The 25,480-nt window shown below is 65.5% G+C and carries 25 protein-coding genes and 1 tRNA gene; 14 read left to right on the top strand and 12 right to left on the bottom strand.

The features are described 5' to 3' along the window. Nucleotides 1-223: 223 nt before the first annotated feature. The 3 genes from IEW81_RS07830 to IEW81_RS07820 form a co-directional block, all read right to left on the bottom strand. On the bottom strand, nt 224-1,045 hold the full coding sequence (locus IEW81_RS07830; protein ID WP_097059393.1) for an aldo/keto reductase: 822 nt from the start codon (nt 1,043-1,045) through the stop codon (nt 224-226). Nucleotides 1,046-1,337: 292 nt separating this feature from the next. After that, on the bottom strand, nt 1,338-2,297 hold the full coding sequence (locus tag IEW81_RS07825) for a hypothetical protein (RefSeq protein ID WP_097059392.1): 960 nt from the start codon (nt 2,295-2,297) through the stop codon (nt 1,338-1,340). A gap of 502 nt (nt 2,298-2,799) precedes the next feature. Next, nucleotides 2,800-2,871, bottom strand: a tRNA-Gln gene (locus IEW81_RS07820). Nucleotides 2,872-2,991: 120 nt separating this feature from the next. On the opposite strand from IEW81_RS07820, the gene IEW81_RS07815 reads away from it, so the two are divergent. Beyond that, on the top strand, nt 2,992-3,744 hold the full coding sequence (locus IEW81_RS07815) for a hypothetical protein (protein WP_097059391.1): 753 nt from the start codon (nt 2,992-2,994) through the stop codon (nt 3,742-3,744). Here the strand turns inward: IEW81_RS07815 and IEW81_RS07810 are convergent. After that, a complete protein-coding gene (locus IEW81_RS07810; RefSeq protein WP_097059390.1) occupies nt 3,741-4,382 on the bottom strand; it encodes a DedA family protein in 642 nt (213 codons plus the stop codon). The two genes, IEW81_RS07815 and IEW81_RS07810, sit on opposite strands and share 4 nt — an antisense overlap. 100 nt (nt 4,383-4,482) lie before the next feature. Between IEW81_RS07810 and IEW81_RS07805 the strand changes: the two genes are divergently transcribed. Both IEW81_RS07805 and IEW81_RS07800 read left to right on the top strand, forming a co-directional pair. Continuing rightward, nucleotides 4,483-5,481: an ATP-binding cassette domain-containing protein gene (locus IEW81_RS07805; protein ID WP_179691729.1), complete on the top strand. Its 999-nt coding sequence runs from the start codon at nt 4,483-4,485 to the stop codon at nt 5,479-5,481. Next, a complete protein-coding gene (locus tag IEW81_RS07800) occupies nt 5,478-6,311 on the top strand; it encodes an ABC transporter permease (protein WP_097059388.1) in 834 nt (277 codons plus the stop codon). Before IEW81_RS07805 ends, IEW81_RS07800 begins: the two co-directional genes overlap by 4 nt. A gap of 9 nt (nt 6,312-6,320) precedes the next feature. On the opposite strand, the gene IEW81_RS07795 is transcribed toward IEW81_RS07800, so the two are convergent. Then, complete coding sequence (locus IEW81_RS07795) at nt 6,321-8,099, bottom strand: CHAP domain-containing protein (RefSeq protein ID WP_179691728.1); 1,779 nt, start codon at nt 8,097-8,099, stop codon at nt 6,321-6,323. A 445-nt stretch (nt 8,100-8,544) separates the two neighbouring features. On the opposite strand from IEW81_RS07795, the gene IEW81_RS07790 reads away from it, so the two are divergent. The 5 genes from IEW81_RS07790 (at nt 8,545) to IEW81_RS07770 (ending at nt 12,188) form a co-directional block, all read left to right on the top strand. Then, nucleotides 8,545-9,036 carry a MarR family winged helix-turn-helix transcriptional regulator gene (locus tag IEW81_RS07790; protein ID WP_097059789.1) on the top strand — a complete coding sequence of 164 codons (492 nt, stop codon included), beginning with the start codon at nt 8,545-8,547 and terminating at the stop codon, nt 9,034-9,036. Then, the gene (locus IEW81_RS07785) at nt 9,029-10,036 is read left to right on the top strand and encodes a YeiH family protein (RefSeq protein WP_097059386.1); all 1,008 of its coding nucleotides are present in this window, start codon (nt 9,029-9,031) and stop codon (nt 10,034-10,036) included. The genes IEW81_RS07790 and IEW81_RS07785 overlap by 8 nt, the downstream gene beginning before the upstream one ends. A 71-nt stretch (nt 10,037-10,107) precedes the next feature. Beyond that, on the top strand, nt 10,108-10,815 hold the full coding sequence (locus IEW81_RS07780) for a histidine phosphatase family protein (protein ID WP_097059385.1): 708 nt from the start codon (nt 10,108-10,110) through the stop codon (nt 10,813-10,815). A gap of 9 nt (nt 10,816-10,824) precedes the next feature. Beyond that, a complete protein-coding gene (locus IEW81_RS07775) occupies nt 10,825-11,391 on the top strand; it encodes a DUF3090 domain-containing protein (protein ID WP_097059384.1) in 567 nt (188 codons plus the stop codon). Between the two features lie 2 nt (nt 11,392-11,393). Beyond that, nucleotides 11,394-12,188: an SCO1664 family protein gene (locus IEW81_RS07770; RefSeq protein WP_097059383.1), complete on the top strand. Its 795-nt coding sequence runs from the start codon at nt 11,394-11,396 to the stop codon at nt 12,186-12,188. 24 nt (nt 12,189-12,212) lie between these two features. Here IEW81_RS07770 and IEW81_RS07765 read toward each other — a convergent pair whose 3' ends face one another. Both IEW81_RS07765 and IEW81_RS07760 read right to left on the bottom strand, forming a co-directional pair. Then, nucleotides 12,213-13,154 (bottom strand): cation diffusion facilitator family transporter, encoded by a 942-nt coding sequence (locus IEW81_RS07765; protein WP_097059382.1) that lies wholly within the window; start codon nt 13,152-13,154, stop codon nt 12,213-12,215. A gap of 16 nt (nt 13,155-13,170) precedes the next feature. After that, entirely contained in the window at nt 13,171-14,949 is a 1,779-nt protein-coding gene (locus IEW81_RS07760; RefSeq protein WP_097059381.1) for an ABC-F family ATP-binding cassette domain-containing protein, read from the bottom strand. A gap of 40 nt (nt 14,950-14,989) precedes the next feature. On the opposite strand from IEW81_RS07760, the gene IEW81_RS07755 reads away from it, so the two are divergent. Beyond that, the gene (locus IEW81_RS07755; protein ID WP_097059380.1) at nt 14,990-15,535 is read left to right on the top strand and encodes an MOSC domain-containing protein; all 546 of its coding nucleotides are present in this window, start codon (nt 14,990-14,992) and stop codon (nt 15,533-15,535) included. A 79-nt stretch (nt 15,536-15,614) separates the two neighbouring features. Here IEW81_RS07755 and IEW81_RS07750 read toward each other — a convergent pair whose 3' ends face one another. The 5 genes from IEW81_RS07750 to IEW81_RS07730 form a co-directional block, all read right to left on the bottom strand. Further along, entirely contained in the window at nt 15,615-15,794 is a 180-nt protein-coding gene (locus IEW81_RS07750) for a hypothetical protein (protein WP_097059379.1), read from the bottom strand. Between the two features lie 89 nt (nt 15,795-15,883). Then, entirely contained in the window at nt 15,884-17,470 is a 1,587-nt protein-coding gene (locus IEW81_RS07745; RefSeq protein ID WP_097059378.1) for a molybdopterin-dependent oxidoreductase, read from the bottom strand. Between the two features lie 31 nt (nt 17,471-17,501). After that, nucleotides 17,502-18,173, bottom strand: coding sequence for a sugar transferase (locus IEW81_RS07740; RefSeq protein WP_097059788.1), 672 nt, complete (start codon nt 18,171-18,173; stop codon nt 17,502-17,504). A 2-nt stretch (nt 18,174-18,175) separates the two neighbouring features. Beyond that, the gene (locus tag IEW81_RS07735) at nt 18,176-19,384 is read right to left on the bottom strand and encodes a UDP-N-acetylglucosamine 4,6-dehydratase (protein WP_097059377.1); all 1,209 of its coding nucleotides are present in this window, start codon (nt 19,382-19,384) and stop codon (nt 18,176-18,178) included. A gap of 16 nt (nt 19,385-19,400) precedes the next feature. Beyond that, on the bottom strand, nt 19,401-20,612 hold the full coding sequence (locus IEW81_RS07730; protein WP_097059376.1) for a DegT/DnrJ/EryC1/StrS family aminotransferase: 1,212 nt from the start codon (nt 20,610-20,612) through the stop codon (nt 19,401-19,403). A gap of 44 nt (nt 20,613-20,656) precedes the next feature. Between IEW81_RS07730 and IEW81_RS07725 the strand changes: the two genes are divergently transcribed. From IEW81_RS07725 to IEW81_RS07705, 5 genes are all read left to right on the top strand, one after another. Continuing rightward, the gene (locus tag IEW81_RS07725) at nt 20,657-21,460 is read left to right on the top strand and encodes an MTAP family purine nucleoside phosphorylase (protein ID WP_097059375.1); all 804 of its coding nucleotides are present in this window, start codon (nt 20,657-20,659) and stop codon (nt 21,458-21,460) included. Then, nucleotides 21,457-22,509 (top strand): NAD-dependent epimerase/dehydratase family protein, encoded by a 1,053-nt coding sequence (locus IEW81_RS07720; RefSeq protein WP_097059374.1) that lies wholly within the window; start codon nt 21,457-21,459, stop codon nt 22,507-22,509. The genes IEW81_RS07725 and IEW81_RS07720 overlap by 4 nt, the downstream gene beginning before the upstream one ends. 220 nt (nt 22,510-22,729) lie before the next feature. Next, nucleotides 22,730-24,043 carry an ArgE/DapE family deacylase gene (locus IEW81_RS07715; RefSeq protein ID WP_097059373.1) on the top strand — a complete coding sequence of 438 codons (1,314 nt, stop codon included), beginning with the start codon at nt 22,730-22,732 and terminating at the stop codon, nt 24,041-24,043. Between the two features lie 37 nt (nt 24,044-24,080). Continuing rightward, a complete protein-coding gene (locus IEW81_RS07710) occupies nt 24,081-24,788 on the top strand; it encodes a DedA family protein (protein WP_229671300.1) in 708 nt (235 codons plus the stop codon). A 3-nt stretch (nt 24,789-24,791) separates the two neighbouring features. Next, complete coding sequence (locus IEW81_RS07705; RefSeq protein ID WP_097059372.1) at nt 24,792-25,478, top strand: glycosyltransferase family 2 protein; 687 nt, start codon at nt 24,792-24,794, stop codon at nt 25,476-25,478. Nucleotides 25,479-25,480: the final 2 nt, after the last annotated feature.

The raw sequence follows: 25,480 nt of genomic DNA, 5'->3' as shown, positions 1-25,480 counted from the left end.
GCGTCGAGATCGGACACTGACCAGATTGCGTGCGTAGGTGTTCGCGACCGCCAGTCAGTCAGTCAGTCAGTCAGTCATCTCGAATGCGATGATCGGCTTTCAGCTTGTGCAAGCACCAATCTGCTCGCGGACGCAACAGAGGGCCACACCGTCGCACAAGGGCCCTGCCGCGACATGCCGACGCCTGCCGCGCGAATCGCTGACGACTGGCGCGCGCAGCTCGCTACGACTCGGTGTCGGTCAGCGCATCGAGGGTGGCCATGTCATCGTCGGCGATCTCGAAATCAACATCGGCGTTCTCCGTCATGCGCGACGCGTTCGTCGTCTTCGGCAGCGGCAGGATGCCGTTCTGCAGCACATAGCGGATGCAGAGCTGCGCCACCGACCGGTCGTACTTCGCGGCGATCGCCGTCACATCCTCGTTGTCGAGAATCGCGCCGGTGGCGAGCGGGGAGTATCCCTCGACCAGAATGTTGTGCTCCGCGCAGAACTCCACGACATCGTTCTGGGTGTAGCCGACGAAGTAACGGATCTGGTTGGCGTGCGGGGTGACTGTGGCTGACGTCAGGAGCGACTGCAAGTCATCTACCTGGAAGTTGGAGACGCCGATTGCGCGGGATCCGCCGGCTCCGAAAATCTCCTCGAGCGCCCGCCAGGCCTGCTTATTGCCCTCGCGATGGTCGCTGCCCATGTCAGACCACGGCCACGGCGCGTGGATCAGGTACAGGTCGACGTAGTCGAGATCGAGAGCGGCCATCGTCACGTCGAAGCTTGCCCTGGCACCGTCGTAGTCCTTGACTTCGGCGGGCAGCTTCGTGGTGATGAACAGCTCGTCGCGGGCGATTCCGCTGTCGCGCACCGCCCGGCCCACACTTGGCTCGTTGCCATAGACCCGCGCGGTGTCGATGTGACGATATCCAGCGTTCAGCGCGGCCGCGGTCGCGTCGTAGGCCTCGGCTCCGTCCGGGATCTGCCAGGTGCCGAAGCCGATCTTCGGGATGGTGTTGCCGTTGTGGAGCGTGAACGTGTCGGTCAGTGCGGCCATGATGATCTCCTCACATTGCGAGACCCGGAACTCGGGACCTCTTATCGATTGTAGGCAGGCAACTTTTCCTGGTGTCCCCCTTGCGCTCGCGCCCCATCAGTCCGTCTCGACGAGGAAACGACTGAGGATAAACAGACGATTGAAGAGAGTTGCGAGTAGGTCTGCTGCACGTCACACTCTCACCAATCCGTGCAGCAGACCCGAATGATTAGCGGGATGGTGCCCGAAGAGCGCTCGTCATCTCACAGCCCCGTTCTCGCGGGCTGTCGCCGAGTTCGGTGTCGGCGTGAGGTCAGCCGGAGGTTGTTTTCCCCAGCACGTGGATTTGGATGAGATCCCGAGTGAAGGAGAGTAGGGCTGCTATCGCGTCGTGCAGCTCTGCTGGATCAGGCCGATTCTCGCTGCCATGAACGATCGCGCTGCGCATCCTGTAGCAGTACGTGAAGAATGACGGTGCGTCGAGGCCACCGTACAAACGATCGCCAAGACCCATGGCAACCCGTTTACCCGCTTGACCGATGGACTCCTCTCCCAGATGCCCGACCCGCGCCGCTAGGGAATCTCGAGCCGATGGGTCGAGATCCAGTGTTCGAATGTGTGTGATCACTGACGCGACCGCGTCGGCGTTGACGCCGTCGAACGGTAGAGGTACGACTAGCGCCTCCAGCGCAATCATCAAGCTCAAAAACTGTGCATCTGTCGAAGGCATGTGGAAGTAGGAGCCGAACATATCAATCGCAACGAGGGCAGCTGCATCCGGAACAGCGGTCTCATCGTAGGAGTCACGGATGGCCGCCAACGCTCTCTCCCCGGTTGAGATCTGGCGGCTGGTTGTGAACATCCGGATAAAGCGAGCCGGTTCGCTCCCATCCTGAAAGATGGACACACCCGGAACGTCGCTCCCTAGACGCTCGCCAGGACGCGCTTCGAAGAAGCGGGCGAAATGCTGTTTACCCTCCTCAGTGAGATAGTGCGGGACTTGTCTCGCACGAAAATCTACCCCGAGGTTGGAACGGAGTAGTCCCATTGCCGTAGCTCCTTTCCAGCGAGCCCCGTCCGCTCTGGCTTCATCTTCGCTGCAATACCCGTAACCGCGGACTTCCAATCGTCCGACCTGCGCTATCGGGAGCTCAGTGCCAGATCGGATAATAATGCGCCGTTCGCCCTCCTCAAAAATGAGCATCTCCTGACCATCGACATTAATGCGCTGTGTTTCGGCCAGGTCGAAGGGGAATCGAAACATGTAGTTCATATGCCGACCCTAGTGCCGACTTATTGCCCTCCTTCATGAAGACCGCGGCGACGAAGCGGGCCGTTGAATGGACCCTCCCACGCCTTCCGTAGGTCGACGAGGCTCAGGGTGGCGCGCTTACCTCGCCTACTGACGAATAGCGCTCAGGTGGCTTCAACGCGACAGCAGGTTGACGTTTATGGCCGTCTCGTATCCCTAGCGATTTGAGGCGTCTCGATGATTCACCGGGACGGTGCTTGGCATCGACCATTTTCGGCCAGCGGCGATTCGCATGCTTCTGTCGCGTAACGTCCAGCGCAAACTGCAGTACACACGGTGAGTTATGGCACACCTGAAAAGTAAGGGAAGGAGCCGATCGGATAGGCGCACTTATCAACGCGTCAGCAATACACCAAGCGGTAACAGGCCAACATTCTGGCCGCGGTGCTAGCCCTCACTCGCTGAACGGATGAACATCGAGTTATCGGAACCCGATCCACTCAGTTTCCAGAACCCCTCCCAGCTCCGCCTCCAGGACTCGAACCTAGACCTAACAGCTCCAAAGGCTGTCGTGCTGCCATTACACCAAGGCGGACCGCACACGCGTGCCGGACAAGTCTGCCAGACCGACCGGGCGACGCGCTGCCAGTCCGGACCGTTGCCGTTAACGTTCGGGCGATAAGTCGTTACCGGCCCACCCTATGATGTGCGCATTATGAGATCGCGCACTCCCCTGTTTGTTGCCCCGCTCCTGCTCCTGCTCGCTGGCTGCACTGCCGCGCCAGCCCCCACGCCCACCCCGCTTCCTGAGGAGTCGAACGTCTCGGCTCCGACCCCGGATGAGACGCCCCTGGCTAAGGCTCCCGGCGAGGTCGAGGCCGATACGACGCTCATCGTGAAGACCACGGCGACGGCTGCCAACGGGGCGCAACTCGCCCTAGAAATGCGCGTGCATCAGCCGATTCCCTTCGACGACGTCGCAAACCAGACGCTGCCGGGAGCCTTCGTTGAATCGTGCGGCGCGACCTACAACGCCGACCTGTTTGCCGCCGAGGCGTGGAGCTTCGCCCGGGCGAATATCAGTGCGGTGCCGACGGCCGCATCCACCGCCGATTGGCCAACGGACGCGACGCTGAAGGTCGAACCGACACCGGGCGGCGTGCCGGTCGTCGTACCGGTCGTCGGGCGAGGGATGCTGCGCGAGGCTGCCGACGCGACCGCGCCGTGCTCCGACGCGAAGTCGTTCTCGACGATGGGCAACGGAGCCATCGCGTTAGGTGTGAAGGGCGACAGCGGCACCTTCCGGGGCTGGACGAGCCAGCGCTTCGGATTCACCGCGGCGGCCAGCGTCACCTTCAGCGATTGCAGTTTCGTCCTCACCGACCTCGGAACCAAGTTCGGTGGTGGCGACGACGCGTGGTCGTCGGTCTCGGATGGCGGCTCCTGCACCATCGGCGGTGGTTCCTAGCTCGACACCCGCGCGCGACGAACGCGACGCACCACGAGCCACACGATGATCCCGGCGAACGCGGCGTAGACGGCATAGTTGAGGTAAGACGAGTACTCGTCGATCAGGTGATACTGGGTGCCGAGGGCCGCACCCAGGCCGATCAACAGGCCATTCCAGATCGCACTGCCCGCGATGGTGAAGATGCTGAATGTGAGCAGGGGCATGCCTGCTGCTCCAGCCGGTATCGAGATCAGGCTTCGGACGCCAGGGATGAAGCGGCCGAAGAACACTGCAGGCCTGCCGTGCCTCGTGAACCACGCTGCCGCCTTCTCGAAATCCTGCCGGTCGACGAGCGGCAGTTTCGACAGCCATCGGATCGAACGCTCAAGGCCGAGCCGCGCCCCGAGCGCGTACAGCACGAGCGAGCCGAGGTAGGCACCGAGGGTGCTCGTCACGATAATGAGCGCCATATTCAGCCGCCCCTGCTGGGCCAGCACACCCGCGAGGGGCAGGATCACCTCGCTCGGAATCGGCGGGATTACCGTCTCAAGGAGGGTGAAAAACCCGACCCCCCACTCGCCGATCGCGTCGATGAGGCTGGCTGCGAAACCTACGATGCCGCCGAGATCGCCAGGGTCGGTGGTAGTAGTCAGCACACCCCATCATCACAGCAACCCCTGTGCGATTGCACACGGGGGCGGCCCGACGCCGAAATCCTCTGGCTGGATGTCGCTCGCGACGAGTAACGTTTTCCCCGTGAGTTTCATCGAAGCCGAGAGCCTGAAGAAGACGTATACCCCGCGTGGGGCATCCCCCGTCCACGCCCTCGACGGTCTCGATCTGGCCGTGCCGCAGGGCACGGTCACGGCGCTGCTCGGCCCCAACGGCGCGGGCAAGACCACGGCGGTGAAGGTGCTCACCACCCTCGTCACGCCAGACTCCGGCACCGCCGTGATCGATGGAATCGACGTCATTGCGCATCCCGAGCGCATCCGCCCGATCATCGGGGTGTCAGGGCAGTATGCGGCAGTCGACGAGAACCTGACCGCCTTCGAGAACCTTGATATGGTCGGTCGCCTCTACCACCTCGGAGCAAGTGCCTCCCGAGCCCGCGCTCGCGAACTCATTGAGCTCTTCGATCTCACCGAGGCACAGAACCGACCGGTCAAAGGCTTCAGTGGTGGCATGCGCCGCAGGATCGACCTCGCCTGCGCACTCGTCACCAGGCCGCGGGTGCTGTTTCTGGATGAACCCACCACCGGTCTCGACCCGCGAAGTCGACTCGGCATGTGGGACATCATCACCACCCTCGTCGGGGAGGGCACCACTGTGCTGCTGACCACCCAGTACCTCGAAGAGGCCGACCAGCTCGCCGACAGCATTTCGGTGATCGACGACGGCAAGGTCATTGCGAAGGGCACCTCAGACGAGTTGAAGGCCTCGATCGGTGGCCAGCGGGTAGAACTCAGCCTCGTCAGCCCGGATGACTCCACGGCGGCCCGCGAGATCCTGGTGCGCCACGGCTCCGGCGAACCGACCGTCACCGCCGACGGGCGTGCGCTCACGGTAACCGCAGATGACGCCCCGGCCGCCCTGCAGCGTATCCTCGCGGAATTCGGCAGCAGCGGCATCCAGCTATTCGATGCCGGAATGCGCAGGCCCACCCTCGACGACGTGTTCCTCAAGCTCACGGGCCGCTCCGCCACCGTGGATGACGAGTCACCAGCCACCACGAAGAAGAAGGCGAAGAGATGACCGTGGACACGCCCCAGCAGCAGTACCGCGCATCGCTGGCTACCTGGCTCAACGACGGCTGGATCACGACCCGCCGCAACCTCATCAAGATCAAAAGGGTGCCAGACATCCTGGTGTTCACGACGCTGCAGCCGATCATGTTCGTGCTGCTGTTCACCTACGTCTACGCGGGTGTCATCGACATTCCCGGCAGCACCTACACCGAATTCATCATGGCCGGCATCTTCGCCCAGACCGTCGTGTTCGGCTCGACCTACTCCGGTTCGGCGATGGCCAATGATCTGAAAGACGGCATCATCGACCGGTTCCGCACGCTTCCAATGAGCCCGTCATCGGTGCTCGTCGGTCGCACCAACGGCGACCTGCTCATCAACACGATCTCGATGGTGGTGATGATGGCCACCGGATTCATCGTGGGATGGCGCATCCGCTCCAGCATCTTCGAGGCTGTCGCCGCCGTGGCCCTGCTGCTGCTCTTCGCCTATGCGCTGTCGTGGGTGATGGCGTTCATCGGCATGAGTGTGCGAAGCCCGGAAGTCATCAATAACGTCTCTTTTCTCATCCTCTTCCCGCTGACGTTCCTGTCGAATGCCTTCGTTCCGAGCGACACCCTGCCTACCCCGCTGCGCATCTTCGCTGAGTACAACCCGGTGTCGGCACTGGTGCAGGCGGCTCGCGAGCTTTTCGGGAATGTTCCGGCCGAAGCGCCTGTGTCAGACGTCTGGACCCAGCAACATCCGGTGATCACCGTTCTGGCTGGGATCGCGATCGTGCTCATCATCTTCGTGCCAGCATCGATCCGCAAGTTCCGCAAGATCAGTACCCGTTAGAGGCTCGACCTATCCGGCCTGGATGATGAGCGGGTGGTCGAGCCCGATGTCGACGGGCGTCGACTCAGCACCAGCCCTGATCGCGGTCGAGAACCTGTGCCAGCCGCTGCTGTCAAGAGTGACCTGGTTGACGACGCCATCCTCGTTCAGGATGACCTGCACCGCGCCGTCGACGACGACGGCCGAGATCGCGCCGTCCGCCTCAATGCCCGTGCTCTTCCTGTGCCAGCCGAGGGCATCTGCCCAGACCTGCTGCAGTACCCCGCCCTCGATGGCGAACACCTGGGGAAGCGATCCGCCGACATTGACGGCCGTGATGTCACCGGTCACCGCGATGCCAGTGTCGGTGACTTTCCAGCCCGCCATGCCACGGCGCACCTGGAAAAGTTTCCCGTTCTGGGAGACCATGATCGTCGGCCAGAGCCCGCCCGTGTCGAGCGCGGCGATCTCGCCACTCACCTTGATCCCCGTGGGCATCTTCTGCCAGCCTGTCCTGCTCGCCGCGGTGAGGAACAGCTGACCGTCGTCGATCGACACCACCTGCGGCGATGCGCCGCCCATGTCGACGGCGACGAGCTTCCTGCTGCGCGACGGGATCGCGGTGTCGGTGACGGCCCATCCGTCGACCGACCTGGTGGCGGTCTTCAGCGTGCCGCCGTCGGCAAACACCAGCTGCGTGGATGCCGCGACCGCCGTGCCCGTGACGCTGTCGCCAGCATCTACCGCGCGCATCGCCACCGCGCTCATCGCGCTCGGCTGTGTCAGCAGCCCGGTGCTCCGCTCCTGCCACACGGGCGCTCCTGGCTCGCCCGTCAGGGGGAGTGCGGTGGGAGTGGGAGTGAGAGTGGGCGTTTCGGCCGGAACCGGAGTCGGATCGACCGGGGCCGGGGCCGGCCCAGTCGGCACGGGTTCGGGGGTCGGCTCGCTTGGCACCGGGGTCGGCTCGGGAGCGCCTGGTGCCGTGGTTGGCTCAGGTGTTGGTTCCGGGGTCGGTGGCACGGCATCCGGCACCGTCCACCCCGCGATGCCCCCGAGTGGAGCGGGAAGGATGAATGGGTTGGCCGGGGCCTCGCCCGGCAGTACGAAACTCGGATGCGGAATCTCCTGCGGCGGGATGCTCGGGGCGACGTCGCCCGGCTGCACTGCCTGCTCTTCGACCGGTGCCACGCTCACGGGAGTCGGCGCCCCGAAGATGACCTCACGAATCCAGCGGTTGGTGTCGCCGAAGTGGATGAAGTTCGACACTGTCGCCGCATCCACCGTCTTGAAGGTCAGTGGTCCACCCTTGTTGTTCGGCCGCCAGGCATCTTCGGAGATCAGGATCGTGCCGTCGGCGTTGACCTTCTCGACGTAGGCGACGTGGCCGTACATCCCGACGTTAGACGCGTAGGCATCCCACTGTGCCACGGCACCGACCGCGGGCACCCTGTCGACCCCGATGCCATTGGCAATCGCGGATTCGGCCCACTGGCCCGCGTCCCCCAGGCCGATGTTGGGGCGGCTGACCCCGTTGGAAATCAGCTTCCACGCGACGAAGTTCGTGCAGTTGTGGCCCGCGCCCATGCCCCAGTATGAAATCTGGTCCGACGCACCCCGGGCGGCCTGCCACAGCCCGCCATCGCAGGAGTCGGTCGTGCACACGACGACGGTCCGCGACAGCGCGATCGCGCCCGGAGCCGTCGGTGCTGCAGCGACTCCCGCGGGTGTGAGCGAGCCCACGATGATCGCGAGAACGGCCGAGGCCGTGACCGCGCCGAGGCGCGTCCGAAGGTTTCGTCCGATACTCACCTCACTATGGTGCCAGCCCGCCGCACGGACCGCGCGAGCCCCTGTGACGATCGCGCATCCGTTCGCAAACTCTTTTCTGCACCATAAGTCGCCGTTCACCTTGCGGACCGTTGCCGACAACCTCCGCCGCAATCCGGGGGTGACGGCGGCGCTGCGCTCTGCGCATCCCCCGCTCCCACATCCCCGCTCCCACATCCCCCGTCCCCCGCATCCCCCGTCCCCCGCGTTCCGCATCCAAATGAAGGAGATTTCGCGGCCAGGCACGTCGCTGGGCCGCGAAAGCATGCAGGAAGAAGAAATCTCCTTCATTTGGATGAGCAAGCGGGCGGAGAGGACGGGCGGAGAGGACGGGCGGGCGGTGAGCGGGTGGGCGGCGAGGGTGAGCGGGACGGAGGCCGGCGCGAGGGTGCGGGCACCCGAGCACCGCACCAGCGATAATTGGGGGATGCCCACCAGCGACGAAGTCGACCGCATCGTCGACGGGTGGTCGCGTGAGCGGCCCGACCTCGACTTCTCACCCATGCAGGTGCTGTCGCGCGTGGGCCGTCTCGCCCGGCACCTCGAGTTGGCGCGTAAGACTTCGTTCGAGGCATCCGACCTCGAATTGTGGGAGTTCGATGTGCTCTCAGCGCTGCGGCGGGCTGGTGTTCCCTACCAGTTAAGCCCCAAAGCGCTGCTGCAGCAGACCCTCGTCTCGAGCGGCACCATGACGAACCGCATCGACCGGCTGGTCACGCGCGAGCTCGTCGAGCGGCGCACCGACCCGAACGACGGCCGCGGCATCCTGGTCATCATGACCGATGCGGGCCGTGAGCGGGTGGATGCCGCGATCAGGACGCTGCTCGTCGCAGAGCACGAACTACTGAAGTCGCTGCCGAAAGCCGATCAGGAACGCCTCAGTGGCCTGCTGCGCAAGCTGAGCCTCGACTTTGACTAAACGGCTCGTGGCCGTGCTGCCCGGGCTGGCACTGGCTCTCGCCGCGTTCGGTCTTGCGAGCCTCGCGCACCTCCTGGCGCCCTGGATTCCCGCGCTGACAGCGTGCGTCGTGCTGGGCGTGGCCTTCACGTCGCTCCGGTGGTCACCGCGAGTGCGGGCCGTGCTCCAGCCGGGCTTTGCCACTGCAGCCCGGCGACTGCTGCGCATCGGAATCGTGCTGCTCGGCCTGAAACTCAGCCTCGTCGACATCGCCGGCCTCGGCTGGCTCGTGCTCGGGATGATCGTGCTGGTCGTCATCGCCACGTTCGTGTTCACCTTCGCCATCGGCCGACTTCTGCGGCTGCCGGGCGACGAGCCGCTGCTGATCGCCGCCGGTTTCTCGATCTGTGGCGCATCCGCCATCGGTGCGATGAGTAGCGTGACCGGGTCGAAGGAGTCTGAGCAGGCCACCCCGATCGCCCTCGTCACGCTGTGCGGCACGCTCGCGATCGCGCTGCTGCCCGCGCTCCGGCCCGTGTTCGGGCTCGACGCCGAACAGTTCGGGATGTGGACCGGTGCGAGCGTTCACGACGTGGGACAGGTTGTGGCGACAGCACAGATCGCCGGGGCATCCGCCCTCGCCATCGCCGTCGTCGTCAAGCTGACCAGGGTCGCAATGCTCGCGCCGATGATCGCCATCACGGGCCTCGTGCTGAAGCGCGACGGCAAGGGAAAGCGGCCGGCGCTGGTGCCGCTGTTCCTCATCGGATTCATCGCCGCCGTTCTGGTACGCACGTTTCTTCCCGTGCCCGACGTGGTGCTGCAGGCAGCGGACCTCATCCAGCTGGTGCTGCTCGGAATGGCCCTGTTCGGGCTGGGAGCAGCCATCCGCGTGGGCACCCTGGTGCGCACCGGCGTGAGGCCGCTGGCCGTCGCCGCCATCTCGTGGGTCGCGATCGCCGCGATGTCACTCGGGGCGGTCGCCGTCGCCACCGCTGCGGGAGCACCGGCGCTTCGCTGACCGGTCCACTTCGTTGACCGGTCCACCTCGCTGACCGGTCTCTCACAGGCAGCACGGCCTAGGCTCGGCACATGGCCACAGTCATCCTCGTGAGGCACGGACGCACCACCGCAAACGTGTCAGGAATGCTGGCCGGTCGCACCCCCGGCGTCGTGCTCGACGATGTCGGCACGGGCCAGGCGATCCGCACCGCCGAACGACTCACGGTCGTTCCCCTCGTTGCGGTCGTCGCGAGCCCGCTCGAGAGGTGCGAGCAGACCGCCAGGCACATCCTGGATGCGCAGGCGGCGGCGCCGACCTCGGTCGTCGAGAGCGCCATCATCGAATGCGACTACGGCGACTGGCAGGGCCAGCCGCTCTCGCTGCTCTCTCTCGAGAAACTCTGGTCGGTGGTTCAGACCCAGCCGTCGGCTGCGACATTTCCCGGAGGAGAATCGATGGCGACGATGCAGGCACGATCCGTCGGCGCGATCCGTCGCTGGGATGCAGCAATCGAAGCCGAACACGGACCGAACGCCGTCTGGGTCGCTGTCAGCCACGGCGACATCATCAAGTCGGTGCTCGCTGACGCTCTCGGCATGCATCTGGACCTGTTCCAGCGGATCTCGGTCGACCCGGCGTCTGTCTCCATCGTCCGCTACGGTGCGACGCGCCCGACGGTGATCACCACCAATTCGGATTCCGGGGACTTGTCGTGGCTGAACCACAGCGCTCCGGTAGCCGATGCGCCGGTCGGCGGGGGCGCCGGACATGATGCGGCACCCCCCGCAGGATCGTAAAGTTAACGGATGCCAACACTCGTGCATGAACTCGATTGGCCGGATCGCGTCGTCGTCGGCACGGTGGGCGCCCCAGGGCAGCGCACCTTCTACCTGCAGGCCCGATCAGGACGCCGCATCGTCAGCGTCGGTCTCGAAAAACAGCAGTCGGCTGCCCTCGCGGAGAAAATCGACGAGCTGCTCGACCAGCTCATGGCGACCGAGGGAAATCCTTTCAGCGTTCCTGCCACCACCCCGATCGAACTCGTTGACAACGATCCGCTCGAGCAGCCTGTGGATGAGCAGTTTCGCGTTGGTGGGATCAGTCTCGGCTGGGACTACGCTACGTCCCAACTCGTGATCGAAGCCTTTCCGATCATCGAGATCGAGGTGGATGCCGACACCGACCTCGAAAATCTCGAGGTGATCGAGATAGAGCCAGCGGAGAAGTTGCTGCTGAAGATCCCCGTCGGTACGGCTCGCGCGTTCGCGAAACGCACCCTCGAGGTCGTCGGAGCTGGTCGGCCGTTGTGTCCGTTCTGCGCCGAACCGATGGACGCAGAAGGCCACAACTGCATTCTCTCCGACGGCTATTGACGATGCCCCCGCGGGACACCGAGCCGAACGAGGTCGCCGACGCCCTCGACTGCGGTGAGCTGGAACTGCTGGGCCGCATCACGACAGCGTCCAACGCGACGTTCCTGGCGAGCATCCGGGGCACAAGGGTCGTCTACAAGCCGATCGCCGGCGAACGCCCGCTCTGGGATTTTCCCGATGGCGACCTGGCGAGCAGGGAGGTGGCGGCCCACCTGGTCTCTGAGGCGTTCGGCTGGAATGTGGTGCCGCGCACCTGGCTGCGTGACGGTCCCGGTGGTGAGGGCATGGTGCAGCTCTGGCAGGACTGTGCGCCAAACCAGGACCCTGTCGACCTCGTCACCGTCGACGCGATCCCCGACCGGGGATGGCGCCACGTACTCGACGCCAGCGACGAGAACGACCGGGAAGTCTCGCTGATCCACGAGGACTCCCCAGCGCTTCGTCGCATGGCGGTCTTCGACATCGTCGTGAACAACGCCGATCGCAAGGGAGCGCACGTGCTGCCCGTCGACGGCGGTCATCGCTACGGTTGCGATCACGGGCTCACCTTCCACGCCGAACACAAGCTGCGCACCGTGCTGTGGGGATGGATCGGCGAGCCACTCAACCCGGACGAACTGGCGGGTATCGCGCGGGTTCAGGATGCCCTGGCCGGCGAACTGGGCGAGGCACTTTCACTGCTGCTGACAGGGGTCGAGATCGCTGCACTGGCCGACCGCTGCGACGCGCTGCGGTCGGCAGCGCTGTTTCCCCCACCGCGAGGCCCGATGCCCGCGGTGCCATGGCCGCTGTTCTGACCAGCGACCCGGAAACTGCTCGCACTAGTCGTGCGTCGGATGCTCGTGGGCGCTGTGCCCGGCAGGCTCGAGCTGGAACGTAGAGTGCTCGATCTGCACCTCGAAATGCTCGGCGACGCAGTGCTGGAGCGAGTCGAGCATCTGCGCGTTGTGACCATCGTAGAAGCAGGAGTCTTCGACGACGACATGTGCGGTGAGCACGGGCAGTCCCGTCGCGATCTGGCTCACGTGCAGGTCGTGCACACCGATGACGTGCTCCAGTTCGAGCAGATGCCCACGCACGGATTCGAGGTCGACGCCTTTCGGTGTCGATTCGAGCAGCACGCTGGTGGAGTCGCGCAAGAGAAGCACAGCACGCGGCACGATCAGCGCGCCGATGATGATCGCGGCTATCGCATCGGCGAACTGGAAGCCCGTGAGCAGGATCACGAGCGCGGCGACGATGACCGCGACAGAACCGAGCGCATCGTTGACGACCTCGAGGAAGGCCGCGCGCATGTTGAGGTTCGCGCCTCGCTGGCTTGCCAGTATGGCGATGGATGCCACATTGCCCAGCAGCCCGATCACACCGAAGACCACCAGCAGGTCCCCCGCGATCTCGGGTGGATCGAACAGGCGCTGTACGGCTTCGACCACCACGAAGATCCCGACCGCGAGCAGCACGGCCGCCTGGGCTGTCGCACCGAGCACTTCACTCCGGGCGAAACCCCAGGTGCGCTTGGCTGTGGCGGGGCGCCCGGCGAGGGTCGCGGCCACGAGGGCGATGGTGAGGCCTCCCGCATCCGTGAGCATGTGTGCGGCATCCACCAGCAGTGCGAGGCTGCCTGTCACTATCGCGCCGACCACCTCGGCGACGAGCACGACAACGGTGATCCCGAGGGCGATAGCGAGTCGGCTGCGGCTCGACTGGGAGCCATGGCTGTGCCCGGTGCCCTGGCGTGCATGATCGTGTGACACACTCACCATTCTCCCGTACCGGAGGCTAACCGAGCAGTTCTTCCAGCTCCAGCCACCGCAGTTCGAGAGCCGACTGGGCGGCCTCCACAGACTGCAACTCTTTCGAGATCTCGCCAAGACCGACGTAGTCGCCCTGGTCATGGGCCGCGAGCTTCAGGTGAAGCTCCGCGATCTGGCCTGTGAACTTCTCGAGCTTGCGACCGGCAGCAGCGAACTCCTTCTGGGCAGTGCGCAGTTCTGCTCCACCGAGCTTCGGCTCGGTGGCCGTCGTCGTGGTCGTGGTGTTCGACGATGCCTTGTCCTGGGCCGTGCGCAGCTCCAGGTACTGGTCGACCCCACGCGGCAGGTGGCGCAGCGCCCCGTTCATCACCGCGTACTGCTGGTCGGTGACGCGCTCCACGAGGTACCGGTCGTGGCTGACCACCAGGAGCGTTCCCGGGTAGGTGTCGAGCAGGTCTTCGATGGCCGCGAGCATGTCGGTGTCGAGATCGTTGGTCGGCTCATCCAGGATCAACACGTTCGGTTCAGACAGCAGGATCAGCAGCAACTGCAGCCGACGTTTCTGCCCGCCCGAGAGGTCTTTCACCTGCGTGCTGAGTTGGGCGCTCGCGAAGCCGACGCGTTCGAGCATCTGGCTCGGCGTCATCTCTTTGCCGCCCGTGATGTATGTGCTTTTCTGGCGGGAGATGACGTCGCTGACGCGATCGTTCCACACGTCTTCGAGCTCAGCGAGCTGCTGGGTGAGGGTCGCGACCTTGATCGTCTTTCCGCGCTTCACCGTGCCGCTGGTGGGCAGCAGGCTCCCGGCGACGAGAGACAGCAACGTGCTCTTGCCCGCGCCGTTGACCCCGAGGATGCCGGTGCGCTCGCCGGGGGCGATGCGCCACGTGACATCCGTCAGCACCTTCTTGTCACCGTAGGCGACGCTGATGTTCTCGAGGTCGACGACATCTTTACCGAGCCGCTGCATGGCCATGGATGCCAGGCTCACGCTGTCGCGGGCCGGCGGCTCATTGGCGATCAACTCGTTGGCGGCATCGATGCGGAACTTCGGCTTCGCCGTGCGCGCCGGAGCCCCGCGACGCAGCCACGCCAGCTCTTTCTTCATGAGATTCTGGCGCTTCGACTCCATGGTCGCGGCCATCTGGTCGCGCTCGACGCGCTGGAGGATATAGGCAGCGTATCCACCCTCGAAAGGTTCGATCAGCTGGTCGTGCACCTCCCAGGTCGCGGTGCAGATCTCGTCGAGGAACCACCGGTCGTGGGTGACCACCACGAGCCCGCCAGCGTTGGCTGACCAGCGACGCTTGAGGTGGCGCGCCAGCCACGTGATGCCCTCCACGTCGAGGTGGTTGGTGGGCTCATCCAGGAAGATCACATCGTGGTCGCCGATCAGCAGCGCCGCGAGCGCGACGCGCCTGCGCTGGCCACCGCTCAGTTCTGAGACGCTCGCCTCCCACGGGAGGTCGGCGATGAGTCCGGCGATCACGTCGCGCACCTGCGGATCCCCGGCCCACACGTGCTCGTCGATGTCTCCGATGACCGTCTGGTGCACCGTGAGGGCGCCGTCGAGCTCGTCCGCCTGGTCGAGCATGGCGATCGTGACACCACCTCGGCGGGTGACACGGCCGGAGTTGGGCTCGAGCCGGCCGGACAGCATCCTGAGCAGGGTGGATTTGCCGTCGCCGTTGCGGCCGACGATGCCGATGCGGTCGCCCTCATCGAGCCCGATCGTGATCTTGTCGAAGATGACGCGGGTCGGATATTCGAGGTGCAGCGCTTCAGCGCCCAGAAGGTGTGCCATTCGGGCAAGCTTATCCGCGCGCGGAGGGTACCGTTGGCGGGTGCGACTACCCTTCGAGACTCCGGTCACGATCGAACTGCTGCTCGCCTCACCCCAGCATCGGTACGAGGGCAGGCCATCGGATGGACCGGTGGATGCCACGGCCAGGGAGCTGCACGATTCCATCCAGGTGCGGGCGGGCCTGGGTGTCGTGGGCGACCGGCACTTCGGGCAGCGAGCGCACGTGACCGCCTCGGTCACCGTGATGGCCGCCGAATCGGTGGAGTATGTGGCGCGAACCCTTGGCACGGGGCCGCTGCTCGCGGCAGACACCCGCCGCAACATCATCGTGCGCGGGCTCGATATCGACGCGATGCGCGGCGAGACGTTCAGCATCGACAGCGGTCATGGCGCTGTCACACTGCTCGCACACCGGCCCGCGAATCCGTGTGGATGGATGGATGTGGTGCTGGCTCCGGGCGCCCACCGGGCGCTCCGGCAGCGCGGCGGCATGCGCTGCGAGCCCCTGACCAGCGGCACGCTGCTGCTCGGCCCTGCGATCGTGCGCCGTGCCGTGGCATCCACCGCTCCGGTTCCGCTGTTCTAGCTACTTGCCTTCGTGCCGCCCGTTCTCACCGCAGGGCTTCGATCCCAGCGGCAAAACGTGCCGGGTGTGAGCCCCGCGGTTACTGGCCGAGGCCGACGATGCCGACGATTGCCACGATGATGCCGGCCCACAGCAGCACCGAGGCACCGATCGCGATGAGCCAACCCTGAGCGCGACGATTGCCCTCTGCTTCGTCGCTGTCCTCGGGATCGGCGTGCACGTCTGCCAGGAAGGCCCGATCCTGTACCGTGCTCGACATCTGTCTCCCGATGAATAGGGCGCCCCCGCGCCAAGTCTAACTGTATGGCGTCGAGGATGCACTGCGTGGACCCCAGTAATGGGTACAGATCATGTGACGTTCACTGTGATGGTGTGGAAGCCCTCTGAACCGTTCGGCGCGACGGGAATCCTGTTTTCGCGCTGCGTATCGCTCGGTGCACCCGTGGCGCGAACGGCGACGGTGTGGTTTCCGGCGGTCGCATCCCATTCGAGGTACCACTGGCGCCAGGTGTCTATTGAGATGGCCTCGGCCATCGTCGCCGGCTGCCAGTCACCGTCGTCGATGCGCACCTCGACGCCCTCGACGCCGCGATGCTGCGCCCAGGCGACGCCCGCGATCGCAACGGTTCCGGCCGGAGTCGACGACCCGCTCGATGGAACGTCGATCCTGGATGCCGTCTTCACCGGTCCGAGGGCGTCCCAGCCACGCGGGGTCCAGTAGCCCATGTCTGCGGCGAAGGTCGTGACGCGCAGCTCCACCACCCACTTGGTGGCCGACACGTATCCGTACAGTCCTGGCACGACCATCCGCACCGGGAATCCATGCTCGATGGGCAGCGGCTCGCCGTTCATACCGACGGCGAGCAGTGACTGCCGGTCTTCCTCGAGCAGCACGTCGAGCGGGGTTCCTGCGGTGAAGCCGTCGATGCTCGTCGACAGCACCATGTCTGCGCCAGCCTTCGGGCCGGCCCGCTTCAGCAGTTCCCTGATCGGGTATCCCAGCCAGGTCGCGTTACCCACAAGATCGCCACCGACCTCGTTCGACACGCACATCAGTGTCACCACATGTTCGGTCATGGGCAGTTCGAGCAGTTCGTCGAAGCCGATCTCGATCTCGTTGTCGACCATTCCGGTGATCTTCAGCTTCCAGCTGGCGACATCGATCACCGGAACCTGAAGAGCCGTATCGATGCGGTAGAAGCCATCGTTGCTGGAGATGAGCGGGCTGATCCCCGGTATGTCGAGCGAGGCACCGGCCGCAATCGCGGGCGCCGCGATGGCGGGTGCCGGCAGCACCAGCGCCTGGCGCACGGTGTTGACGGCCGCCGTTCCCGCGTTGAGCGCGCGCGCTCCGAGCCCGATGACGACCGCGCCGGCAGCCGTGCCACCGAGCAGGATGAAGAAGCGTCGACGCGTGACGGACGCTCGTGCGGCGTTTCTCGTGGAGGAGAGCCCCGGGGTAATCGGGGCAGGGGTAGGAGCCGAGGCATGCACCCAGTCGTGCAGCTTGTTGGAGGTGGCGCGAAGCACCATGATGCCCCCGAAGACACCGGCGAGGGAGGGCAGCGCCCACAGCGCCGATGATCCCGCGCGCGTGGCCACGGCGAGCACCGAGACCACGCCTACGGCGGCGAGCAGCACCGATCCCCACGGCGGCCGGCGAAACTGCAGCACACCCACGACCATGGCGAGGATCAGCACCAGGATGCCGAGAACCACGAACAGGGCGACCTTGTCGCCGGTGCCGAACAGCGAGATGACAAGATCTTTCAGCCAGGTCGGTACCAGGTCGACGACGGCGGCGCCGACGGCGAACAGGGGGCTGCTGCCCGGAGTGGCCATGAATGCGGCGAAGGCCTCGGCGATGGCCAGTGTCACGACAGCGGCGAGAACGCCGGTGATTGCGGCCCAGAGGGTGATGCGCCTAGGGTCCATAGCGGTGATGCTAGCGCCCGAAACCGTGAATTCAGTCCATCCAGGCCGGGCGGGCGGGAAGGTCGGGGAAACGGCGATAGATGAGGTCTGACTCAGGTCGGAGCACCGCGTGAACCGTGAGAACCATGAGCCGTGCATCCAGCCACAGCGAATGGTGGTCGAGGTACCACATCTCGAGCGCGCCCTTGTATGGCGCGATCTTGTCACTGTAGAACTGTCGCGGGTCGATGCCCTCGCGCGACAGCAGTCGCTCCTCGTCGCGGAACACGATCGACCCGATGCCGGTCACTCCCGGTCGGACCTCATAGATACACTCCCGCACCGGCTCCGGGTACACGTCGAAGTCGACCTGCATCTGAGGTCGCGGTCCCACGAAACTCATGTCGCCCACCAGCACGTTGATCAGTTGCGGAAGTTCGTTGATCTTCGTCGCGCGCAGCCCGTGCCCCAGTGGGGTCACGCGTGGGTCGCCCCGCACGGTCAGGCTCCCCGTGCCCATGTTCGGACTGTTCTTCAGCATCGTCGCGAACTTCAAGATGTTGAAGTCGCCATTGTGCAGCCCGATCCGCTTCTGTCGGTAGAACACCTCTCCCTCACCCGTGAGCCTGAGCGCGAGCATGACGGGCAGCAGCAGTGGGGTCAGGACCAGCAGCGCGACGGCCGCCACCAGCACGTCGAAGAACCTCTTGAAGAATCGGCTCACGGTCACATCTTCGCATCCAGGCTCTTACCGGTTTCCACGTGCTGGAAACTCGGTACGAGCCTGGTGAGGGTTTCGACGATGGCGCTCTTGGTGAGCTCCGGGCGGGAGAAGAGCGTCTGAAGATCCGCGACGGTCGACCGGATGCTCGCCACATCGTTGCGCGTTGTGCCCGCGATCACTCCCAGCGCCGCGAAGCGTTCGTGGTCGACGTTCTCGTCGACGGTGAAGAATTCCTCGAACGGCTTCTCGCCCGAGGTCTCGGAGGTGAAGTAGTACACCGGCCACGTGGGATCCTCGGACGATCGCCGCGCTGCAGCATCCCGTGCTTCGTCCTCACTCGCGCACGGCACCGGCGTGTAGCCCATGTCGCGCAACAGGGCGTCTGCGATGGCCGAGAAGGTGAGCATCCTGGGCTCGTCCAGTTCGGGGAAGAAGATGTCCCCGGGCGCGCCGAGCACGCAGGCGAGCAGGCACAGTTCACCGCTCTCGGCCGGCGAGACGAAGTAGCGGCGCACGTCGTGCGGGGCAGACAGGGGCTGTGCCTTGCTGATGCGCTCGAGGAATCCGGCGGGCAGGCTGCCGTTGGAGAATGCGACGTTCGCAAACCTGGCCGTGACAGCCGGCAGTCTCGCGGAGTACGCGAGCACCGCCTCCTCCATGAGCTTCTTGGAGGCACCCATCACGTTGGCCGGGTTCGCCGCCTTGTCTGTCGACACGCAGAAGAAGTGCCGGGGCGGCTGCTCGATCAGCAGCTCGAGCAGCGCGACGGTGTTCATCACGTTGTTTTCGACCATCGCCTCGATCGAGTACCGGTCTTTCTCGCTGCGCACATGCTTGTGGGCAGCGAAGTGCGCCACGACGTCGAACGGGCCCTCGCGGCGCATCATCCTCGCGAAGACCGGGTCGCCGAAGCTGATCGGATAGGTCTTGAAGTCGTCGGGGACGAACTGGCCGGATGTGCTGCGCAGGTCCCGGGTCAGTTCGGTCAACCCGTTCTCGTTGAGGTCGACGACGTAGAGTCGCGCGGGCTCGAACGGCAGCAGCGCTCGGATGAACGACGACCCGATGGTGCCGGCGCCGCCGATCACGAGCACTGAGCGGCCTGCGATGGCGGCCCGCAGCTCAGGCTCGTGGGTGGCGAGGTCTGCCGCGAACAGCGACTCGTCGCGGCCCGTCACGTGCTTCGCGATGAAGTTCTCGAGGTCGAACATCACAGCCGTCCCAGCATCACAGCATGCTCTCGACAGACTCGATCACGACGCGGATGACCTCGTCCACCTGCTCGTCGGTAAGCCCGTTGTACAGCGGCAGGGTGATCTCGTTCGAATACAGTCCGTAGGTCTTCGGGTAGTCGGCGATATCGAATCCCCGATTCCTGAAGAGCGTGAGCATCGCCATCGGGATGTAGTGCACGTTCACGCCGACGCCGTGGTCGGCGATCGCCTGGATGATCGCGTCGCGGGCGGTCTCGTCAACTCCGGCGATACGCAGCATGTAGAGGTGGCACGAGCTTTCCCGCTCGCCGTTTTTCGACACAGGCAGGATCGCCCAGTCGCGACCCGCGAATCCGTCCTGGTACCTGGCGAAGATGCGCTTGCGGTCGGGCAGCAGCGTGGACTGGTATTTGCGGATCTGTGCGAGGCCGATCGCGGCCCCGATGTCGGGCATGTTGACCTTCATGCCCTGGTCGATGATGTCGTAGCGCCACGCGCCAGGCTGGTTCTTCTCGAACGCGCTCTTGGTCTGCCCGTTGAGCGCGAAGGCACGAAGGAAAAGGTATTCGGCGTCGTTGTCGAACGGCGCTGGCAGGTTGATGCAGATCGCTCCGCCCTCGCCGGTGGTGATGTTCTTGACCGAGTGCAGCGAGAAGATTGCGGCATCCGCCTGCCGCCCGTTGGGCTGGCCCTTATAGGTCGAACCGATCGAGTGGGCAGCATCCGAGATCAGCAGGATGCGCCCGAGCCTGGCCTGCCGCTCGGTCGACGCGGTGAACTGTGCCACGACCGCCGACTCCGCCAGCACCGCTTTGATCGCGTCGTAGTCTGCCGGCCATCCGGCCATGTCGACGGGGATGACGGCTTTCGTGCGTGGCGTGATGGCCGCGCGGATGTTCGCCGCAGAGATTGTGAAGTCGTCGTCGACGTCCACCATCACCACGGTCGCACCGAGGTTCATGGCGCAGAGCGCGGTCGCACTGTAGGTGTACGCGGGGATGATGACTTCATCGCCGGGCCCGACCCCGAACCAGTGCAGCATGAGCATCGCGCCGGACGTCCACGAGTTGACGCAGAGCACCGGGGTGCCCGTGATGGCGCTGATCTCGGCCTCGAGCTGGCGAACCTTCGGACCTGTCGTGAGCCAGCCGGTGCCCGTGAGCGCATCGTTCACCTCCGCGATGACATCGTCATCGATCAGGGGGAGGGAGAAGGGGATGGGCATAAGGCCCAAATCTAGCAAGGAACAGCAGGTGGCAGACTTTAGCCATGAGCATCACGCGCACATCCATCGCCGTCATCGGCGGTTCGGGCCTGTACTCCCTGTTCGACCCAGCGGCCTCCCTGATCAACACGATCCAGACGCCCTATGGTGCGGTGGATGTCACGACGGGCGTGCTCGCCGGTCGCAGTGTCGCGTTCCTCCCGCGCCACGGGGTCGGCCACACCGCGGCACCCCACCTCATCAACTACCGCGCAAACATCTGGGCGCTCGCGTCGATCGGAGTAAAGGCGATCGTCTCCACCGCCGCCGTCGGGGGCGTCAGCCCGGACTATCCGCCGGGAAGCCTCGTGCTCGCCGACCAGTACATCGACCGCACCTCCGGCCGTGCAGACACGTTCTACGACAGGGGTTCGGTGCAGCACCTCTCGTCGGCAGACCCGTTCTGCCCGGCGCTTCACGATGCAGCCGTAGTTGCGCTTGCCGGCATCGCGATCCCGACCGGTACCGTGGTCGTCATCCAGGGTCCGCGATTCTCGACACGGGCGGAGTCGCTGTGGTTCCGCGCGGCGGCAGCGCACATTGTGAACATGACCCTCTATCCCGAGGTTCCGCTCGCCTCCGAACTCAACATCGGCACGGTCAACATCGCCTACGTCACCGACGCGGATGCCGCCCCAGCCGACGAGGAGTTGAGCGCCAAGCTCGTATTCGCGCGTTTCGCCGAGGCGCAGCCCCGCATCATCACGGCTCTCGAATCTGTCGTCGCGGCAATTCCCGAGAACTACGCACCACGGGAGCTGATCGCCCCCGCGGAAGTCGCGGCAGTGCTGGCACGGAGCACATCATGACGCTGCTCATCACCGGCGGCGCGGGCTTCATCGGCGGCGCGATCGTGGCTGAAGCGCTCCGGCGCGGCGAGACCGTGCGGGTGCTCGACTCGCTGCGCTCAGACGTACACGGCGACTCTCCCGTGGTGCCGGCGGGGGTGCAGTTCGTGCACGCCGACGTTCGCGATGCCGAGGCCGTGGCATCCGCCCTCGATGGGGTCTCCGTCGTCTGCCACCAGGCGGCGAAGGTCGGCCTCGGGGTCGACTTCTCCGATGCGCCGGATTACATCGGATCCAACGACCTCGGAACGGCCACCCTGCTCGCCGCGATGACAGTGGCCGGCACCGGTCGACTCGTCATCGCGAGCTCCATGGTCGTCTACGGCGAGGGTTCTTACTCGGGACCGAACGGGCTCACCAGGCCGGCACCCCGCGCCATCGCCGACCTCGATGCCGGACGATTCGACCCGCTGGACGCCGACGGCAATCCGCTGCAGCCCGAACTCATCGACGAGGACGCGCCCCTCGACCCGCGCAACGTCTATGCCGCGTCGAAACTGTCGCAGGAGTATCTCGCCAGCTCGTGGACCCGTGCCACCGGCGGCACGGCCATCGCCCTCCGGTACCACAATGTCTATGGCCCGGGCATGCCCCAGAACACCCCGTACGCCGGAGTCGCGTCCCTGTTCCGCAGTGCCGTGGAGCGCGGCGAAGCGCCGAAGGTGTTCGAGGATGGCGCCCAGCGTCGCGACTTCGTGCACGTCAGGGATGTCGCCACCGCCAACCTGGCCGCCCTCGAGTGGACGTCAACGGCGAGTGCAGGCAGCTTCCGCGCGTTCAACGTCGGCAGCGGCATCGTGCACACCATCGGCGAACTGGCGCAGCAGGTGAGCCTGCATTCCGGTGGGCTGCCACCCGTGACCACGGGCGAATACCGGCTCGGCGACGTGCGACACATCACCGCGTCATCCGCCCGCCTGAGAAATGAACTGTCATGGGTGCCCGCCGTCAGTTTCGAGGATGGCATGCGAGAATTCGCCACCGCCCCGCTGCGCCCCGCCGTCACTTAGCGCACGCCTCCCCGGGTGTCGCCTCCCTCCCTCCCTCCCTCCCTCCCTCCCTTTCTTCCGAAATGACGGAGTTCTCGTCCGCAATCGGGGTCGGATCGCCCGTACCGGGTCGGCAACGCCACACTTTCCGTCATTTCGGAAGATTGCGGAGGGAAGATGGATGTTCGGATGACCACCTCTGGCGTCGGCACCGTGCTGAGAGCTCTCGATAGAGTGCAGCATGACCACGATCTCCCCGTTCGAAGCGCGCATGCTGAACTCCCTTGACGAGCAGCGCCTCGTAGACAGCCTGGTGGAGTCGGTCCGCATCCCCAGCGTCACGGGCACCGCAGAAGAATCCCAGTTGCAGCACCACCAGGCGGCTGAGTTGGCGCTCTACGGGTTCGACGTGGACAGCTGGAAGTTCGACCTCGAGGAGCTCACCGCACACCCCCTGTTTCCCGGCATAGAGACCGACCGGGAGGAGGGATACGGGCTCGTCGCGACCATCGGTGGCAGCGGCATCCCAGCACTGATCCTGCAGGGTCATGTCGACGTCGTGCCCACCGGCGATCTCGACAAATGGCACGATCGCGACGCGTTCAGCGGCTCGATCAGCGGCGGCCTGCTCCATGGCCGGGGTGCGTGCGACATGAAAGCCGGGGTCGCCGCGAACATGGCCGTGGCTCGCACGCTCGCTGCCTCCGGTGTCACGCTCGATCGGCCGCTGGGCATCCATTCCGTTGTCAGCGAAGAGGATGGCGGTCTGGGCGCGTTCGCGACCCTGCTGCGCGGGCACACCGGGGAGGCCGCCGTCATCAGCGAACCGACGAGCAATCGCATCGTGACCGCGAACGCCGGTGCGCTGACATTCCGCATGGTCGTTCCCGGGAGGGCTGCCCACGGCAGCACACGCCTCGAAGGTGTCAGCGCCCTCGACGCGTTCCTGCCGATCTACGCCGCCATGGCGGAACTCGAGCGAGAGCGCAACGCGGTGCCTGATGCTCGGTTTCCAGACACCGTACTGCCGTACCCCATCTCGATCGGTCGGATCTCGGCCGGTGACTGGCCGAGCAGCGTCCCGGACATCCTGACCGCTGATGGTCGTTTCGGGCTTCGATTGGGGGAGGACCCCACTGACGCTCGCGCTGCGTTTACACGCATGATCGACGCGGTGTCTGCCCGCGACCCCTGGCTGCGCGACCACCCGATTTCTCTCACCTGGCCCGGTGGGCAGTTCGCGAGCGGGTGGCTGGACCCCGGGCATCCCCTCATCGGGGAGATGGCACAGTCGGTTGTGGATGTCGCCGGCGGTGTGCGACCCGAGATCGCAGCTGCGCCGTACGGCAGCGACCTCCGGCTCTATTCGGGAATCGGCGGAATCCCCACGCTTCACTTTGGACCCGGGGATGTGCGTTTTGCCCACGCACCCCGCGAGCAGGTAGCCATTGCCGAGCTGGTATCGGTCACCCGATCGCTGCTGCTGCTGGCTATCCGACGTTGCGGTGCTCGCGAGTCGGTCACCACGCGACCCCCGACAGCCGCACGCGCGTAAGCTTGAACCGCATCCGCGGCCGCCCCTGAAGGAGATCATGCTCGCCAGAAGCACGGCACCGTCCACGATCGGGGACCAGCTTGCCGACCTTCTGACGCAGGTCGGGCCGATCGCTTTCTACCTCGTGGTGTGGGGGCTCGTCTTCGTCGGCACGGCGCTCTTCGTGGGTGTCTTCATCCCGTTCATCACCGGTGACTCCCTGCTCTTCGCGGCGGGGATCGCGACGGCGACCAATGACAACCTCTCGATCTGGATCCTCGCCATCGGGGTGGGCGTCGCGGCGTTCGCCGGTGACCAGGTCGGGTTCGTGCTGGGGCGCCACTTCGGACGGCCCTACCTGAGCAGGCGTCGCGGGCGCTGGGTGCAGGCCGGTATCGCGCGCACCGAGCGCTTCTACGAGCTGTTCGGCTGGTGGTCTGTGGTCGTGGGTCGCTACATCCCCTGGGGACGCGTGTTCGTGCCACCGGTCGCGGGCATCGCCGGTATGGCGTACTGGCGTTTCCTCACCGCGAACCTCGTGGGCGCGGTGTCATGGGGCGTGCTGATCACGGTCGTCGGCTACGCGGCGGGATCGCAACCGGAGCTCCGCCCGATCGCCTATATCGTCGCGGGAGTTGTCATCCTCGCCTCGATCATCGCCGGAATCAGGGCGCTGGTCATCGACCGCTCGGGTCGGGCCGCTGCGGCCGCCGTCCCGGACGATAATCACGCCGTCGACACAGCCGTTGACACAGCCGGCATCTGACAAATGCGCAGCCCCGAGCTCCTCGTCGATGTCGTCTTCCCCTGCCTCAACGAGGAGGGAGCCCTCCCCTGGGTGCTCTCCCGGCTGCCGGAGGGCTATCGCGCGATCGTCGTCGACAACGGGTCGACCGACAACTCCGCGGCGGTAGCGAAAGAACACGGCGCCCTGGTCGTGACGGAGCCGATCCGCGGCTTCGGATCGGCCGCGCATGCCGGCCTGATGGCGGCGACTGCACCGATCGTCGCCATCTGCGATGCAGACGCCTCGATGGACCCGGCCGACCTGCCGCTGGTCGTCGACCCCGTGGTCGCCGGCTCGAGCGACCTTGTGCTGGGGCGCAGGAGGCCAACCACGCGCGGCGCCTGGCCCATCCATGCCCGCATCGCCAACCGTGCTCTCGCGTTCCTGATGCGGCGGGCGACCGGTATCGCCTTCCATGATCTCGGCCCCATGAGGGCGGCCCATCGCGAGGCGGTCGTCGCGCTGGGCCTGCAGGATCGCCGCAGCGGCTATCCGCTCGAGATGGTGCTCAAGGCGAACGATGCAGGATGGCGCATCACGGAGGTCGACACCCCGTATTCTCCCAGGGTCGGTCGGTCTAAGGTGACGGGAACCGTCAGGGGCACCATCGTCGCCATAAAAGATATGTCACGACTCCTAGCGGCGCAGCGGAGGGCTCCGAAGAACTAATT

Origin of the sequence: Salinibacterium xinjiangense (assembly GCF_014645015.1) — a bacterium.
GTDB classification, from domain to species: domain Bacteria; phylum Actinomycetota; class Actinomycetes; order Actinomycetales; family Microbacteriaceae; genus Rhodoglobus; species Rhodoglobus xinjiangensis.
The sequence above is the reverse complement of the archived record's forward strand: the minus strand, read 5'-3'. Positions and strand labels throughout refer to the sequence as shown.

Excerpts from the sequence above, each read along its gene's own strand:
- IEW81_RS07830 (WP_097059393.1), bottom strand. The coding sequence starts at position 1,045 with ATGGCCGCACTGACCGACACGTTCACGCTCCACAACGGCAACACCATC.
- IEW81_RS07825 (WP_097059392.1), bottom strand. The coding sequence starts at position 2,297 with ATGAACTACATGTTTCGATTCCCCTTCGACCTGGCCGAAACACAGCGC.
- IEW81_RS07815 (WP_097059391.1), top strand. The coding sequence starts at position 2,992 with ATGAGATCGCGCACTCCCCTGTTTGTTGCCCCGCTCCTGCTCCTGCTC.
- IEW81_RS07800 (WP_097059388.1), top strand. The coding sequence starts at position 5,478 with ATGACCGTGGACACGCCCCAGCAGCAGTACCGCGCATCGCTGGCTACC.
- IEW81_RS07790 (WP_097059789.1), top strand. The coding sequence starts at position 8,545 with ATGCCCACCAGCGACGAAGTCGACCGCATCGTCGACGGGTGGTCGCGT.
- IEW81_RS07780 (WP_097059385.1), top strand. The coding sequence starts at position 10,108 with ATGGCCACAGTCATCCTCGTGAGGCACGGACGCACCACCGCAAACGTG.
- IEW81_RS07775 (WP_097059384.1), top strand. The coding sequence starts at position 10,825 with ATGCCAACACTCGTGCATGAACTCGATTGGCCGGATCGCGTCGTCGTC.
- IEW81_RS07770 (WP_097059383.1), top strand. The coding sequence starts at position 11,394 with ATGCCCCCGCGGGACACCGAGCCGAACGAGGTCGCCGACGCCCTCGAC.
- IEW81_RS07765 (WP_097059382.1), bottom strand. The coding sequence starts at position 13,154 with ATGGTGAGTGTGTCACACGATCATGCACGCCAGGGCACCGGGCACAGC.
- IEW81_RS07760 (WP_097059381.1), bottom strand. The coding sequence starts at position 14,949 with ATGGCACACCTTCTGGGCGCTGAAGCGCTGCACCTCGAATATCCGACC.
- IEW81_RS07750 (WP_097059379.1), bottom strand. The coding sequence starts at position 15,794 with ATGTCGAGCACGGTACAGGATCGGGCCTTCCTGGCAGACGTGCACGCC.
- IEW81_RS07745 (WP_097059378.1), bottom strand. The coding sequence starts at position 17,470 with ATGGACCCTAGGCGCATCACCCTCTGGGCCGCAATCACCGGCGTTCTC.
- IEW81_RS07735 (WP_097059377.1), bottom strand. The coding sequence starts at position 19,384 with ATGTTCGACCTCGAGAACTTCATCGCGAAGCACGTGACGGGCCGCGAC.
- IEW81_RS07730 (WP_097059376.1), bottom strand. The coding sequence starts at position 20,612 with ATGCCCATCCCCTTCTCCCTCCCCCTGATCGATGACGATGTCATCGCG.
- IEW81_RS07725 (WP_097059375.1), top strand. The coding sequence starts at position 20,657 with ATGAGCATCACGCGCACATCCATCGCCGTCATCGGCGGTTCGGGCCTG.
- IEW81_RS07720 (WP_097059374.1), top strand. The coding sequence starts at position 21,457 with ATGACGCTGCTCATCACCGGCGGCGCGGGCTTCATCGGCGGCGCGATC.
- IEW81_RS07715 (WP_097059373.1), top strand. The coding sequence starts at position 22,730 with ATGACCACGATCTCCCCGTTCGAAGCGCGCATGCTGAACTCCCTTGAC.
- IEW81_RS07710 (WP_229671300.1), top strand. The coding sequence starts at position 24,081 with ATGCTCGCCAGAAGCACGGCACCGTCCACGATCGGGGACCAGCTTGCC.
- IEW81_RS07705 (WP_097059372.1), top strand. The coding sequence starts at position 24,792 with ATGCGCAGCCCCGAGCTCCTCGTCGATGTCGTCTTCCCCTGCCTCAAC.